The following is a 15,690-nucleotide window of genomic DNA, read 5'->3' as shown; positions in this document are numbered from 1 at the left end:
ATGTCCAAGCGCGCTTTCGTTCCGGTCCGTCTTCGGGTTCCCGAGCCCAAACCGGTCCGGGTCGCTCCCCGAGCACCCGATGCCCTCCCCGAACGCGAGCCACGCAACCTGTGGGTGATGATCGGCGTGCCCGCGCTGGTCGTCGCGCTGATCGGCACCATCGTCATGCTCTACGTCTCCGGGGTGCGCAGCTTGGGCTCCGGCATGTTCCCGATGGTCGGTATGGCCGGCTTGGCCATGTTGATGTTTTCCGGGCGGTTCGGCCGAGCCCGCAAGATCAGCTGGGGCGAGCAGGAGAAGAACCGGCGCAGCTACCTGCGCTCCCTCGACGCCGAGCGTGACGAGATTCAGAAGGCCGTCTGCGCCCAGCGCAATGCCCAGGAGTTGGTGCACTCTCAGCCGCAGGGATTGGGAGCGGTCATCGGCGGGCCGCAGATGTGGGAACGTCGCCGCTCCGATGCGGACTTCCTCGACGTGCGGGTGGGAGTCGGTGTGCAGCACGCCCCGGACTCGGTGCTGTCGGTGCAGTGGCCGGAGATCCCGATCGACGAGGAGTTGGAGCCGGTCACCGGCCAGGCACTTCGCGACTTCATTCTCGAACAACGCAAGATCCGCGACATCGCGAAAGTGGTCAATCTTCGATCCCGACCGGGATTCAGTTTCGTCGGTGAGGATCTCGACGGGGTCAGATCGCTGCTGCGGTCGATGCTCAGCGGGCTGGCGGTCTTCCACAATCCGCTCGACGTCAAGTTGATGGTGGTGACCCGCCATCCCGAGCTGTGGTCCTGGATGGTCTGGCTCCCGCACAACCAGCACGACGAGCTTTTCGACGCCTGTGGCTGGCGACGCCTGGTCTTCACCAGCCCCACCGAACTTGAGGCGACGCTCGGAGCCGACCTGCACATGAAGGGCAAGCGCGGCGCCTGGCGGCCACCGTCGTCGCCGAGTCCCACCACCATGGGCTCGGCGTTGGAGACCGGCGGCGACGGCCACGACCTGGGCCCGCACTGGGTGATCGTCGACGACAACACCGGCACTCCCGAGGCGTGGGAAAGCGTTGTCGGTCGGGTCGGTAAGGAAGGCATCACGGTGCTTCGGGTGGCGTCGCGGCTCGGCGCCGGCGTCGGCTTCGCCCGCGACGAGATCTTCGAGGTGCTCACCGACCCGCGCCGAGACGGTCGCGGCCCCGACGCCGCACCGCGAGCCATGCTGCGTGCCGGCGGCCGGTTCTTTGCCCACGCCGACCAGCTGTCGGTACCACGCGCCTACCGCTACGCACGGGCTATGGCGCGGTGGTCCCCCACGGCCAGCGTCGACGTCACCGACGCCGGCAGCGGCGCCCTTGAACTGCTGCGCGCACTGGGAATCGACGACGCCCGCGAGCTGAACGTGGACCGACTGTGGACCGAACGGCGAAGCCGCGGAGACGAGCGGTGGGCTGAGATCCCGGTCGGGGCCAAACCTAACGGCGAGTTGCAGAACGTCGTGCTGCGCGCAAAAGACTTCGGCGGCTTCGGCTTTCACTCGGTGGTGATCGGAACCAGCGGGTCGGGCAAGTCCGAGTTCTTCCTGTCTCTGGTGTACGGCATCGCGCTGACCCACTCACCGGAGACCTTCAACGTGATCTTCGTGGACATGAAGTTCGAATCAGCAGCCCAAGACATCCTCGGTATCCCTCATGTGTCGGCCGCGCTGTCCAACCTCGGTAAGGACGAGCGGCACCTTGCGGAGCGGATGCGGCGCGCCATCGACGGCGAGATCGCCCGGCGCTACCGCCTGTTCAACTCCGTCGGTGCGCGCGACGCCAACGACTACGAGGAGATCCGGCTGGCCGGCCGAGACCTGGAGCCGGTACCGATCTTGCTGGTGGTGATCGACGAATACCTGGAGCTGTTCCAGAACCATCCCAAGTGGATCGACCTGATCATCCACATCGGGCAAGAGGGCCGGGGCGCCAACGTCTTCTTCATGCTCGGCGGTCAGCGCCTGGATCTGTCGTCATTGCAGAAGGTGAAGTCCAACATCGCCTTCCGAGTGGCGCTACGCGCCGAATCGGGGGACGACAGCCGCGAAGTGATCGGCTCCGACGCCGCCTACCACCTGCCGTCGAAGGAGAACGGGTTCGGCCTGCTCAAGGTCGGGCCTCGGGACCTGGAGCCGTTCCGCTGCTTCTACCTCTCAGCGCCCTTCGTCGTCCCCAAACGCAAGAGCTCGACGGGCAAGACCCTGGACATGACCCTGACCAAGCCCCGGCTCTACACCTGGCAGTATCAACCGCTGGATGAGGCGGACGCCCAAGCGCTGCAGGACATGTCGGCCACCGACGCCGAGCCAGACGAGTTCCTGCTGCACCCCGACGGCTTCAAGAAGAAGAAGATCGTCGACGTGCTGCGCGAGTCTCTGATGGCCGCAGACCGCACGGCGCCGCACCTGCCATGGCTGCCCCCTTTGGAGATCTCCGAGCCAGTCGACTCCCTGGTGGCCCGGTTCCGGGGCAAACCGTGGCACGTCGACTACGGCCGCAACCCGGGTCTCGTGTGGCCCCTGGCCGTCAAGGACATCCCCGAGGATGCCCAGCAGCTGATCCACTGCGTCGACGTGTTGCGCAGCAACATCATGGTGGTCGGGGCCAAGAGCCGCGGCAAAACGACGACGCTGATGACCCTGATGTGTTCGGCGGCACTGATGCACTCCCCCGCGCGGGTGACGTTCTTCTGCGTCGGCGGCGCCACGCTGGGCTATGCCGAGACCCTGCCGCATGTGGCCGACATCGTCTCGCCGGCCGACCGCGAGGGTGTGGAGCGCACGGTGGCGACCATGACCGCGCTCATCAGCACCCGGCAGGACACCTTCCGCCGCGACAAGATCGACATCAACGAGTTCCGGGAGCGACGCTTCGGCGCCGGCGATGACAGTCTCGCGGGCACCGACCCCGGCGATCCCTACGGCGACGTTTTCCTGGTGATCGACGACTTCTCCGACCTCTATGCCGCCGACACCCTGCTCGGTGACCGGATCATCGCGCTCAGCGGTGTCGGCCCCGAATACGGCGTCCACCTCATGACCAGCGCGTCCGGCTGGATTCACGGTCAGCGTCAGACGTTGCTACAGAACTCCGACGTACGCATCCAGCTACGGCTCCAGAATCCGGGTGAAAACGAGATGGGCACGGCGTCGCTGGACGCCCGGGACGCGGCCAAACGCACCGTGAACCGGCCCGGTTTCGGGCTGACCGAATCCCTGCACGAGATGCTCATCGGGCTGCCTGAGCTGGCCGCGGACGACGGCTCGCGGATCGGGACCCGCGAGTTGGGAACCCGCGTCGCCGATGTCGCCGGCGTGACCAAGCACGCAACGCTCAAGCGCCTGCCACCCGCCGTCGCCCTGTCGGAGGTGCTGGCCTACGACGTGGCTCAGCGCCCGCCCGCCCAGACCGCCCCATCCATCGCGTTCATGATCGGCGAGCAACATGACCTGCTGCCGGTACCGCTGATCCTGTCCGAACACCCCGGGATGATGATTCTTGGGCGGGCACTGTGCGGCAAGAGTGCCACCCTGGCCGCGATAGGCGAGGCCGTGATGGCGCGGTTCAGCCCAGAAGAAGCCCAGATCACGATCGTCGATCCCAAGACCGGCCCACTGCGTGACCTGCAGGGCCCCGGCTACGTCAACGCCTATGCCTACGACCAGGACGAGATCGACGAGGCGCTCACGGCGTTGGCGCAGCAAATTCTGCTCCCCCGGCTGCCCGCCAAGGGGTTGAGCCAGGAGGAGCTGCGTGCCCTCAAGCCCTGGGAAGGCCCGCGCCATTTTGTCCTGATCGACGACGTGCAGGACCTGCGGCCAGCCCAGATCCATCCGGCCAAGCCACCGGTGGGCGCCGCGTTGTGGAAGCTGATGGAGCGCGGCCGCCAGATCGGGCTGCACGTGTTCACCACCAGGAACTCATCCAACTTCGGACAGTTGGAGATGGACCCCTGGGTCAAGACGCAACGCGCGGCCAAGGTGCCGACCCTGTTCATGGACAACGACCCGCAGAACAAGGTCAATCGGATGGTGCGGGCCCAGGCGCTGCCCCCCGGCCGCGGCCTGTTGGTCAACGATTCCGACGTGGAAGGTGTCCTTATCGGGGTGCCGTCGTCGATGATCCACAATTTCGAGCAACAATAGCCGGTATTTACATAACTACGAACCGGTATTTACATCATGAAGTGACGGCGCGTTAGATCCGGTTTACGATCGACTCCGACCTGCCAACGTCGGCACAGCCACGATGAGGCATCGGGAGGGAATATGTTCTCTGTAGAACCGGAAGCGGTCCTGGCGTCCTCGGGCATCGAAGCGGGGATCACCGCTGAGACAGAGGCGGCCGCAGCATCGGCCAGCCCAGCACTGCTGGGCGTCCTGCCCATGGGTAACGACCCAGACTCCCTGGCGTTCCATGCCGCACTGCTGGCCTCCGGCAGCGAATACCTCGGCATCGTCGCCGAGCATTCCGCCCAGCGCGGGTTGTTCTCCGGAGCACAAGCCACCGCATCGGGTGTGTACGGCGCCACCGAGGCACTGCGAGCCGCCACCGTCGCGCTCGGCGGCTAATCCGTGGCCGACCCGGGGTGGGCCGCCCGCACACCGGAGACCAACGACATGTTGATCAAGTCCGGCGCGGGCATTCCGACCATGCTGACCAACGGGGCGGCATGGACGGCACTCGGCGTTGCCCACCATGCATCGGGAATCGCCTCGGCGATCAACACCGCGCTGACCTCTATCGGATGGGTCGGCGCCGGGTCGGAGGGTTCGGTTCTCAACGCGACCCTGCTGAACGTCGCCCTGCATGGGCTGGCGGGCTGGGTGGACGTCAAGGCGCCCATCGTGGCGGCGGCAGTCGAGGCCTACCAGCTGGCTTACGGAAGCATGCGCACCACCCAGGAGTGCGAGGCGAACCGGGTCGAGACCGCGACCGACTACGGGATCAACCCCTCGGTGCTCGGGGCGTTGACGCCGCGCATCACCTCTCTCGAATTCGAGTACTTCGGCCTGTTCTGGCCCAACAACGCCGCGGTAGGTGCGTCCTACGGGGCAGTCCTGACCGCGCTCACCTCCAGCCTCACGGTCCCTGCGCCGGTCGCTGGTATGGGCGCCTCGCCCGCGGCTCCAGCCGCAGCGGCCAGCGCCGTCGGCCAAGCCGCTTCCCAAGCTGCGGCAGGGGGCGCTATGCGTGCCGCTTACACCGGGACGTCCGGCGCAACCAACGCTGCCGGGCAGGGCGCCAACGCCGCCCAAGGTATGAGCAGTCAGATGAGTTCGATGCTGGGCCCGGTCCAGCAAATCGGCTCATCTCTGATGCAGGCGCCGCAGTCGTTGATGCAGATGCCCCAATCGATGATGAGCCCGATGCAGTCGCTGATGGGCATGTTCATGAATCCGAGCATGCTTGGCGGCGCGCTCAATCCCGCCGGGGCAGGCGGGGTTCCAGCCACGGCGATGCTGGCCAACGCCACAGCCACACCCGGCGCGGCGGGCTTCGGGGGCGGCGGCGCGGGCGCACCCATGTCGGCGTTCACCCGTCCCGTAAGCGCTTTCGAGTCCGGCGGCGGGCGCCCGGTGGGGTTGCGCCCCAGTGGCGCGCTGGGCTCCGTCGAGTCTCAGCGAGTGACGACCACCAACGCCGGAGGAATGGGGGGCATGCCCATGGCTCACGGAGCCGCGGCGGGCGGGAAGGGACAGGGCGATCGGTCCTCCGATCGCGCCAACACGGTACGAGTCGTCGACGACCGGGCCTGACCTGGTTGTTTGCTGAAAACAGGGTGAATCGACACATCTGGAAGGAGCAAATACACTACCGCCAGCTACATCCCGCCGAACCCGGGGGGGTTGCTCTACAACCGAGGAGGAAACGATGGCAGCCATTGTCGTCACGCCCGAACTGATGCGGAACACCGCGTCGAAGTTGTCGCAGCACATCGAACATGCGCAGGCCATCGCGAACCAGTACCTGGCCGACCACGAGAACATCCTGGGGGCAGCGACCTGGGACGGCGGCGGAGCTAAGGCCTCTTATGCCACCGCCGCGCAGATCCATGAAGACATGCAGAAAGTCCTCATCGGTGGCACCCGTCTGACCGAGGGACTCAACCAGGCCGCCGCCCTGATGGAATCCCACGAGTCTCACTCCGCGCACGCCTTCCACTCGCTCTTCGGCGGACAGTCCGCCTAACCCCCGACCTGCACAATCGAAAGGACGACGATCCCCATGGCCTCAAGTGACGGCATTACCTACCATCCCGGCGCCGTCGGCGATCACGCTCACGGAGTGATCAGCAACGCCGGCACCCTCGACCAGATCCACGCGGACTCTCACCAGCTCACCCAGATGCTGACCGAGTACTTCGCCGGGCATGGCGCCACCGGGTTCTTCGAAGCGCAGGCCCAGATGCTTTCTGGCCTGCAGGGCCTGATCGAGACCATCGGCCACCACGGTTCCACGATCGGCTCCGTGTTGGAAGGCGCCATCTCGACCGACCAGACGATCCAGTCGCTGTTCTGATCGACCCGATCGTCATCGAGGTGGGGTGTCTGCTCACGAGCGGACGCCCCACGTCGCGTGTCAGCCCGGCTATCCGCAGGCCCCCGGTAAGGCGAGGGTGACGTGCTGACAACGACACTGGACGGCCTCTGGGTTCTGCAGGCCGTCACCGGGATCGAAACTCTCTGCCCGGAGCTGGGGCTTCGTCCACTACTGCCTCGTTTGGACACCGCTGAGCGAGCCCTGCGCCATCCCATCGCCGACGAGTTGACCGAGATCGGCGTGCTCGACGGCGACGGCGAGGCCGATCCCATGGTCCGGGAATGGCTGACCGTGATCATGCGCCGCGACATCGCGCTCGTGATGAATCTGAGCTTCCCCGCCGACCCCGAGCGCATGACCCGCGTCTCGATCAGCCGGTTCGCCTCCTGGTGGGTGGTGTTGGAACGCTGCGATCACGAGGTGAGGTTGTATCCGGCAGGCAGTGCCACCGACCAGGCCGCGGCCGGAGAGCTCCTGGTAGGCCAGGTCGAGCGGTTGTGCGGCGTCACCGAGGCCGCACCGCTGCGGCCGGTCACCCTGGACACCAAGGAGCTGATCGACCGTGTTCGCGACCAGGACAGTCTGCGGCGCTACCTCGCGTCACAACAGCTCGATATCGACCAGCAGCAGACGGTGGCGATGGCGGCCGATCCGGCGGTCTCCGGGCTGGCCAACATTGTCGCGATTCAGCCGGGCGCTGGTCCCGAGGAGCTGGCCCGCATGGCTATCGGGGATACCGCGGTCCTGATCTCGGACACTCCGGCGGGCCGCGTCTGCGTGGAGAACATCGACACCGGCGGCCGCCTCTTCCAGATCGTTTCCCCGGGGACGCGCACCGATGTCGCGCGGGCGATCCTGCGGCTCATCGCTCGACTGCCCGCCGGGTCCGACTGGCATTCACACCGGCGGGTTGTATGACGGCGAATTCAGTCGTTCACCATTACCGCGCATTACCGCCCACTGGAAGAATCGTTGCAAACACGATATCCGCAGCCGTGTTAACATCACGCACGTGACGAGCCCATGGAATAGCCAGAATATGCCTGAGGAAGGCTCATCCGGGCGGTGGGATCCGGCATCCGGCCACCGCTACCGGGATTCCGTATCGGACTCCATGCGCATTTCCGATCTAGCCACCCCCCGCAAGATTCCCCCTGGTTCGGGTTGGCGCAAACTGGTCTACGTCGTATCGGCGAAAGTCATCAATCCCGGAGAATCTCCGCGCGAGCGTCATTATCGCGATTTGCGCAATAGAATTCGCCGGCATATCCGGCGTCAATACGTGATCACCCTGGTGTCCGGAAAAGGTGGCACCGGTACAACGACCATGACGGCTGCTATCGGCAGTGTGTTCCGGGAGTGCCGCCCAGAGAATGTGATCGCCATTGACGCTGTTCCCGGCTTCGGGACCCTGTCCGATCGTATCGACGAACACCCGCCTGGTGACTACTCGGCCGTTCTCAGCGACACTGACGTCCAGGGCTATTCCGATATCCGCGAGCATCTCGGACAAAATGCCGTCGGCCTGGATGTGCTGGCCGGCAACCGCACTTCGGATCAACTCCGCCCCCTCGTCCCGGCCATGTTCAGCGGGGTGCTGTCCCGATTGCGGCGCACCCACAACGTGATCGTCGTCGACACTTCGGCAGACCTGGAACATCCCGTGATGAAACCGGTGTTGGAGAACACCGACACGCTGGTCTTCGTCTCCGGGATCACCGCCGACCAGTCCCGTCCGGTGCTGCGAGCGGTGGACTACCTGGCATCGCAGGGTTACCACGAGCTGGTGTCACGCTCCACGGTGATCCTCAACCACTCTGCCCCGGGCGAGGACAGCGCCGCGGTCGCCTATCTGACCGAAAGATTCAGCAAGACCGGCGCCACGGTGGAGGTCATGCCATATGACGCCCACCTGTCTAAGGGCGGAATCATCGACGTCCCCAACGAGGTGAAGAAGAAAGCCCGACTGCGGTTATTTGAGATAACCGCGGGTCTGGCTGACAAATTCGTGCCCGACACCGAAAGGTAAGCACGGTGACTTCCCCGACACCAGCCAAAGTCGCTTTTCCGGCACGCTGCGCAGTGAGCCTGGCCTACGACAAACATCTCGTGTCGCAAGTCTTCCCCGCGGGGATTCCGGTGGAAGAGTTTTTCGAGGGAATGGTCGAGCTGCTCGACGAAGATTTGCGGCATCACGGTTTCGACGGTGTGGCACTCCCCCCGGGCAGTTACGAACTGCATAAAGTGAACGGCGTCCGGCTGGACATCACTCGCAGCCTGGACGACCTGGGGGTGCAGGACGGCGACACCCTGGTGCTGGTACCGGTGGTAGGCGGCGATTCCTTCGAACCGCAGTACGAATCCCTGTCCAGCGCCCTGGCCGCGACCGCCCGGCGGCTCGGCGCCCAGCCCGAGATCCGCTGCCAGGAGTGCGGACATAAGGCCGACGAGCAGACTGTGACGCGGTTACTCAACGTGAAGGTCGACCGGATGTTCGCCCCGGTCACCGCGTTGACCGCCGCCCATACCGCCGTTGGGCTGATGGCGTTGGCCGTGGTGGTGCTGTCGGCGCTGGCGGTGCGCGCGCGGATGTTCAGCGACAGTTGGCCCCCCGCGGCTGTTCTGGTCGGCGTGGGCGCACTGCTGGCTCTCGGGGCGGCAGTGATCCGGCGGAACTGGTCTGCCCGTGATGACCTCTTCAGCGGGTTCGGCTGGCTCGCGGTTCTCGCGCTGTCCTGCGCAGCTTTATGCGCGGCACCCGGGGCGTTGGGAGCCCCTCACCTGATGATCGGGGTGACGGTCCTGGCGTTAGGCGCGATCGGCCTCAGCGTGCTGCTTCGTGCACAGACAGCGGTTGCCACCGCGATCGTGACGGCCGCGGGAATCGGCGGCGCGGTGGCGCTGGCCCGGATGTGGCATCCGGTATCACCCCCGGTGATCGGTATCTGCACGCTGCTGGGGCTGCTGATCCTGTTGCGCATGTCGCCGACGATCGCCTTGTGGGTGGCGCGCGTCCGGCCGCCGTACTTCGGCTCGATCACCGGACGAGACCTGTTCGCCCGCCGCGCCAATATGCCCATCGACACGGTCTCCCCCGTGACACCCGAAGAGGACGACGACGAGGACGACTTGGTCGATATCTCGGCGCGCGGCGCGGCAATCGCGGCCTCGGCGCGGTTGATCAACGCGGTGCAGGTCGGCATGTGCGTCGCGATCGCCGCGACGCTGCCGATTGCGGTCTGGATGGTCTTGATCCCAGGTGGGCCCCGACAACGCGGTGCGGTGGCACTCTGCGGGCTGGTGGCGGGCCTGTTCATCACCCAGGGGCGCGGTTTCGCGGGTCGCGTTCAGGCGATAGCCCTGGTGGGCGGGGCTTGCACGGCGGTGCTCACTGGAATCGTCAAGTATGCGCTGGCCAGCCCCGGTGACACCGCTGCCGGCTTTCTCTGGCCGGCTGCCGCCATAGCGGTCTTTGCGGGTCTAGGGGTGGCGGCCGGTCTGCTGGTCCCCGAAACCAAGTTCGTGCCGTGGATCCGGCTGGCGGTCGAATGGCTTGAGGTGCTGGCGTTCATTGCGGTGGGGGTGCTGGGCGCGTGGCTGGGAGGACTGTTCGTGTGGGTCCGCAACTGAGTCGGCTGCGGGCCGTCGGTGCGTCAGTCACGGCGGCCCTGCTCGTAGTGAGTCTGTCCGGCGGGGCGCCGGCCGCACAGGCCATCGAGCCGCCTTCGGTCGATCCGGCCCTGGTTCCCGCGGACGGGCCTCCCGGGCCGGACCAGCCAATGCGGCGCTCGAACTCCTGCAGTGTGCCGATCACGGTCAGCAATCCCGATGTGGCCCAGCTGGCGCCCGGATTCGACATGCTGGGCATCTCCGCGGCCTGGCAGTACTCCACCGGTAATGGGGTCCCGGTGGCTGTGATCGACACCGGCGTTACCCCGAACCCCCGGCTACCCGCCGTGGCGGGCGGCGACTACATCATGGGCGGCCCAGAGGGACTGGACGGGTTGCAGGACTGCGATGCGCACGGCACCATCGCCGCGTCGATCATTGCCGCGGCCCCCTTGGGCGTACTGCCGATGCCGCGCCCGATGCCGGAGGTCCCCGCATTTCCCCCGCCGGCCGGTCCGCCACCGAGTATCGGCGTGCCGCCGCCACCGGCCGACGTGCCGGGACCGCCGGCTCCGCCGCCGCCCCCCGTGCCGGTGACCATCACGCAGGTGGCACCGCCCCCGCCGCCACCGCCGCCCCCGCCGGAGGAGGGCGCAATGGCACCGGCCTCTGGCCCGGCCGATCCACAAACCGAGGACGAGCCCGCTGTCCCCCCGCCCCCGCCGGGCGCCCCCGACGGCGTTGTCGGCGTGGCACCGCACGCCACCGTCATCTCGATCCGCCAGTCGTCCCGGGCGTTCGAGCCGGTCAATCCGCAGCGGTTCGGCTATGACGACGAGCGGGTGAAGGCAGGCACGCTGGCCACCTTGGCCAGGGCCGTCGTGCACGCGGCCGACATGGGCGCCAAGGTCATCAACATCTCGGTGACCTCCTGCGTTCAGGTGGCAGCCGGGCTCGACCAACGGGTGCTGGGAGCGGCCCTGTGGTACGCCGCGACGGTCAAGGACGCGGTGATCGTCGCGGCCGCCGGGAATGTCGGGGAGGCCGGCTGTGCCGACAACCCGCTGTTCGACCCGCTGAATCCGGCCGACCCGCGGGACTGGAATCAGGTCAAAGTGATCTCCAGCCCGTCCTGGTTCTCGGACTACGTCTTGTCCGTCGGTGGGGTGGACGCCACCGGTGCGCCGATCGACAAGAGCATGGCCGGGCCCTGGGTGGGAGTGGCCGCACCGGCCACCCACGTGATGGGGCTGTCCCCGCAGGGCGGCGTCCCGGTCAACGCCTACCCGCCGATTCGGGTGGGCGAGAAGAACATGCCGTTTTGGGGCACCAGCTTCTCGGCCGCCTATGTCAGCGGCGTGGCCGCCCTCGTCCGGGCGAAGTATCCGCAACTCACCGCTCATCAGGTCATCTATCGGATCACCCAGACTGCACACAATCCGCCCGCCGGAGTAGACAACCGAGTGGGGTACGGGCTGGTCGACCCGGTGGCGGCGCTGACCTTCAACGTTCCGGTGGGCGCAGCGCTGGCACCGGGTTCCCAGCAACGAGTGCTTACCCCGGCGCCACCGCCGCCGCCTCCGGACCATCGAGCCCGCACCGTCGCGCTGGGCTTTCTCGGCGTGATTGCCGCAGCGGTCCTGGCCGCTGCGATCACCGCGCGCATCAGGAGGGCCACCAGATGAGCCCGAACCGTACCCGGCTCACGGGGTTCACCCCATCGAGTAACCGGCGCCTGCTGTGCGCGGCGGCCATCGCCCTGGCCGGACTGGCGGGTTGGGCCCTGGGCGGAATGGTCGGTGCCGCTGTCACGATCTCGCTTGCGGTGCTGGTCGTCCTGGTGCCCTGGTGGGGTCAGCCGGCGTGGTCGTGGGCCGTGCTGTGGTTGCGACGCCCACCCAAGACCGCCTGGAGTGAGCCGATCACCGTCGCCAACAACCGGGCCGGAGGTGGAGTTCGTATTCACGACGGCGTGGCGGTGGTGGCGGTCCACCTGCTGGGCCGCCCGCACGCAGCCACGGTGGCCACCGGATCGGTGCACGTGGAGACCGACAACGTGGTGGACGTCGCCGACCTGTTTCCGATGCTGCGCCATGCGCTCGGGCTCGAGCTGGAGTCGATGAGCGTGATCAGTATCGGCGCGCGGCGCGCCACCACCGGCGACTTCCCGCGGGTCTACGACGCCGAGATCGGTACACCGCCCTACGCCGGCCGGCGGGAGACCTGGCTGCTGCTGCGTCTTCGGGTCATCGACAACACCGCTGCCCTGCGCTGGCGCACCACACTGGGCGCAACCGCGGTCGGCGTCGCGCAACGCGTCGCAGGCCTGCTGCGATGCGAAGGACTGCGCGCCCGGGTGGCCACCGCCAGCGACCTGGTCGAACTGGACCGGCGAGTGGGTGGTGGTCCCGTTCTGAGAGGCGCCGAGCGGTGGAAGACGCTGCGCACCGAGGCCAGCTGGGTGACGACCTACGCCTATCCTGCTCGCCAGGTCAGCGCCACGCTGCTCGCGCAGGCCTGGACCCTGCCGGTCGACGAAGTGATCCAGAACATCACGGTGTTTCCGGACCGAACCTGCACGGCCACCGTCACCCTGCAGACGCCGCAACCGGCCCCCACTCCTCCTGCAGTGGTCCTGCGCCGGCTCAACGGCGAACAAGCCGCGGCGGTGGCGGCGAACATGTGCACCCCCCGACCACGGTTGCGCGGCCTGAAACCCGGTCGGTTGCCCGCCAGCCTGCCCATCGAGATCGGCCCCTCGGGCGTCCTCGTAGGCAAGCTGGCCAACGGCGACCGGTTGATGGTGCCGCTGACCGACTCCGGTGAGTTGAGCCGGGTATTCATCGCCGCCGAAGACCTGATCGCCAAACGCATGGTGATTCGTGCTGTCGGCGCCGGTGAACGGGTCTGCGTGCACACCCGGGACAGGGCACGCTGGGCCAGCGTTCGGATGCCGGAGGTTTCCCTGGTCGGAGAGTCTCGGCCCACGCCCCGGACCACGGTCAGCGTGGTCGACGGACCGATCGCTCCATCTCCGCGGCCCGCGACGGTGATCACCGTCGCCCCGCCCGGAACACCGCCCCCACCGCCGGACGCCGTTGAGGTCAGCATCGAGCAGATCGACCGCAACGCGGTACGAGTTGCGGCCGGCGGAAAATCGTGGCTGGCTACGGTGGAGTTGTTCCGGGCTGAGAACCGGTATTGCAGCTCGGAGGCGCTGGCACCGATGCCGTCGCGATGACCATCGGCAGCCGGCTGACGTACCTGAACGCGCAACAGAGGACGACAAACATTGAGTGACCTGCTGGCGGCTCGGCGGCACTTCGACCGAGCCATGGTGAGCATGGACACCCGCTACGGTTCTCCCGAGGCCTTGGCCCACTTCGTCGCGGCAACCGAGGCCGACCCCTCGATGGCTGACGCCTGGTTGGGCCGTATCGCCTGCGGCGACACCGACCTGGACACCCTCCAGCGCCTCTACGCCAACAGTGACTGGCTGCACAAGGAGACCGCTCGGCTGGGCCGGCACTTGGCCGCCCAGATTCCGTTGGGCCCGTACCTGTCGATCACGGTGACTGACGCCTCGCACGTGGGCCTGGCCTTGGCCTCGGCGCTCACCGTCGCCGGCGAGTTCGCGCGCGCCGACGCCCTGCTGGCAGACCCCGGTCTGCTGGACAGCTGGGTGAACCATCAATGGCACCAGTTGGGCCGCGCCTACCTGATGTTTGTGACCCAGCGCTGGCCTGATCTGCTAGCCGTGGCAGCAGAAGAGTTGCCCGCCCGCGCGATCGTCATGCCCGCCGTCACGGCGTCGCTGTGCGCACTGGCCGGCTATGCGGCCGCACATCTGGGTCAAGGTCGGGTGGCGCTGGACTGGCTGGACCGCGTAGACATCGCCGGCCAGACCCGCTCCTCGGAGCGCTTCGGGGTGGGGGTGCTGACTGCGTCGATCAACCCTGGCGAAATCCCCTTGCTGGCTGCCGATCTCGCCTATCTGCGCGGCATGATTCACCGCCAGCTCGGGGAGGAGGATCTCGCTCAGGTCTGGTTGTCCAAGGCCGCCATCAACGGTGTGCTGACCGAACCGGCCAAAGCGGCACTGGCCGAACCCAATCTGCGTCTAGTGGTCACCGAAGAGAGGCTCATCGACAGTCGCAGCGACCGCTGGGACGCCGGTTCGGCAAAGAGCCGAGCGGAACTCGACGAGGACAACGCGTTGGGCCGGCGCGCCGAGCTGCTGGAGCAAGGCCGCGCGGAGCTGGAGAAGCAGGTCGGGCTGGCGGAGGTCAAACGCGCGGTGCGGGCTTTGGAGGACCAACTTGAGATCCGGGCCATGCGGCTCGAGCACGGCCTGCCGGTGGAGGGCCAGACGAACCACATGCTGTTAGTCGGCCCGCCTGGCACAGGCAAGACCACCACCGCAGAGGCGCTCGGCAAAATCTACGCCGGCATGGGGATCGTGCGCAATCCAGAGATCATCGAAGTGCGCCGCTCCGACTTCTGCGGCGAGCACATCGGATCGTCTGGTCCCAAGACCAATGAACTGATCGAAAGAGCTTTGGGCGGAATCCTTTTCATGGACGAGTTCTACTCCTTGGTGGAGCGGCACCAGGACGGCACTCCGGACATGATCGGCATGGAAGCAGTCAACCAACTGCTCATTGCGCTCGAGAAGCACCGATTCGACTTCTGCTTCATCGCGGCAGGTTACGAAGACCAGGTCGATAGTTTCCTGACCGTCAACCCCGGGCTGGCCAGTCGGTTCAATCGCAAGATCCGCTTCGAGTCGTACTCTCCGGAGGAGATTGTCGAGATCGGTGAGCGTTACGGATCCAGCCGCGCGACGGTGCTGAATTCCGATGCCCGCCAGCGATTTCTAGAGATGGTAGCGGTGATCCGCGGCTACGTCAGCCCGCGGGGCGAGCACGGCATCAACGTCCTGCACAACGGCCGGTTCGCCCGCAATGTGATCGAGGAAGCGGAGCTGGCCCGCGACACTCGGGTGGCCGCGCAGAAGCGCGCCGGGCAGTCGGTGACCATCGACGACCTCACCACCCTCACCGCAGCCGATATCGCCTCGGCAGTGCGTACCGTCTGCGACTCCAACCGCGAGATGACTGCCCTGAATTGGTAGAACGGCGTCGCCCGTCAGAGTGAGCCGGCGCCGTAACGTGCCGCGAAGTCGGACTGGGCTTCCTCGCGCAGTGCGGCGAACACGAGGTTGAGCCGATCCGCCAGCTCACCGTGCGTGTAGTCGCTGACCACGCACGGGTGCAACGTCAGCTCAAGGAGCCTGCCGTCGGCGTTGGCGACAGCACGGACGTCACCCAGATCGACGCTATACGTGGTGTTCTCAGCTTCGGCGACCAGCGCCTCCCACTTCTCGGCGGCCGCGCGCAGATCCTGCAATACAGACTCAACGAGGTCCTTGTCGCTGAGTTCCGCGCGGCTCTCCGCCCCCGACATGGGCTAAGTATGTCCAGCCGCTGTGAGCAGCGTCAATTCATCCTTGC

At 66.8% G+C, this 15,690-nt stretch carries 12 protein-coding genes; 11 read left to right on the top strand and 1 reads right to left on the bottom strand.

Annotated features, from left to right (window positions below; translation table 11 throughout):
- The 11 genes from eccCa to eccA all read left to right on the top strand — a co-directional run bounded on the left by eccCa (position 1) and on the right by eccA (position 15,311).
- Entirely contained in the window at positions 1-4,170 is a 4,170-nt protein-coding gene (gene eccCa, locus G6N09_RS08915; protein ID WP_083026330.1) for a type VII secretion protein EccCa, read from the top strand.
- A gap of 123 nt (positions 4,171-4,293) precedes the next feature.
- The gene (locus G6N09_RS08910) at positions 4,294-4,596 is read left to right on the top strand and encodes a PE domain-containing protein (RefSeq protein ID WP_083026328.1); all 303 of its coding nucleotides are present in this window, start codon (positions 4,294-4,296) and stop codon (positions 4,594-4,596) included.
- 3 nt (positions 4,597-4,599) lie between these two features.
- Positions 4,600-5,784: a PPE family protein gene (locus tag G6N09_RS08905; protein WP_083026326.1), complete on the top strand. Its 1,185-nt coding sequence runs from the start codon at positions 4,600-4,602 to the stop codon at positions 5,782-5,784.
- Between the two features lie 115 nt (positions 5,785-5,899).
- Positions 5,900-6,217: a WXG100 family type VII secretion target gene (locus G6N09_RS08900; RefSeq protein WP_083026324.1), complete on the top strand. Its 318-nt coding sequence runs from the start codon at positions 5,900-5,902 to the stop codon at positions 6,215-6,217.
- A 36-nt stretch (positions 6,218-6,253) separates the two neighbouring features.
- Complete coding sequence (locus tag G6N09_RS08895) at positions 6,254-6,547, top strand: WXG100 family type VII secretion target (RefSeq protein ID WP_083026322.1); 294 nt, start codon at positions 6,254-6,256, stop codon at positions 6,545-6,547.
- A gap of 102 nt (positions 6,548-6,649) precedes the next feature.
- Positions 6,650-7,486: an ESX secretion-associated protein EspG gene (locus G6N09_RS08890; protein ID WP_083026320.1), complete on the top strand. Its 837-nt coding sequence runs from the start codon at positions 6,650-6,652 to the stop codon at positions 7,484-7,486.
- 94 nt (positions 7,487-7,580) lie between these two features.
- A complete protein-coding gene (locus G6N09_RS08885; RefSeq protein WP_109558937.1) occupies positions 7,581-8,597 on the top strand; it encodes a MinD/ParA family protein in 1,017 nt (338 codons plus the stop codon).
- A gap of 5 nt (positions 8,598-8,602) precedes the next feature.
- Positions 8,603-10,198 (top strand): type VII secretion integral membrane protein EccD, encoded by a 1,596-nt coding sequence (gene eccD, locus G6N09_RS08880; RefSeq protein WP_083026316.1) that lies wholly within the window; start codon positions 8,603-8,605, stop codon positions 10,196-10,198.
- Positions 10,183-11,862 (top strand): type VII secretion-associated serine protease mycosin, encoded by a 1,680-nt coding sequence (gene mycP / locus G6N09_RS08875; RefSeq protein ID WP_083026313.1) that lies wholly within the window; start codon positions 10,183-10,185, stop codon positions 11,860-11,862. The genes eccD and mycP overlap by 16 nt, the downstream gene beginning before the upstream one ends.
- Positions 11,859-13,418, top strand: coding sequence for a type VII secretion protein EccE (eccE, locus tag G6N09_RS08870; protein WP_083026312.1), 1,560 nt, complete (start codon positions 11,859-11,861; stop codon positions 13,416-13,418). Before mycP ends, eccE begins: the two co-directional genes overlap by 4 nt.
- Positions 13,419-13,511: 93 nt before the next feature.
- Positions 13,512-15,311, top strand: coding sequence for a type VII secretion AAA-ATPase EccA (gene eccA / locus G6N09_RS08865; protein ID WP_083026383.1), 1,800 nt, complete (start codon positions 13,512-13,514; stop codon positions 15,309-15,311).
- Positions 15,312-15,325: 14 nt separating this feature from the next.
- Here the strand turns inward: eccA and G6N09_RS08860 are convergent, their stop codons facing one another.
- The gene (locus tag G6N09_RS08860; protein ID WP_083026310.1) at positions 15,326-15,643 is read right to left on the bottom strand and encodes a DUF2710 family protein; all 318 of its coding nucleotides are present in this window, start codon (positions 15,641-15,643) and stop codon (positions 15,326-15,328) included.
- Between the last annotated feature and the right edge of the window lie 47 nt (positions 15,644-15,690).

It is taken from the genome of Mycolicibacter minnesotensis (genome assembly GCF_010731755.1).
In the GTDB taxonomy this organism is placed as follows: Bacteria; Actinomycetota; Actinomycetes; order Mycobacteriales; family Mycobacteriaceae; genus Mycobacterium; species Mycobacterium minnesotense.
The sequence above is the reverse complement of the archived record's forward strand: the minus strand, read 5'-3'. Positions and strand labels throughout refer to the sequence as shown.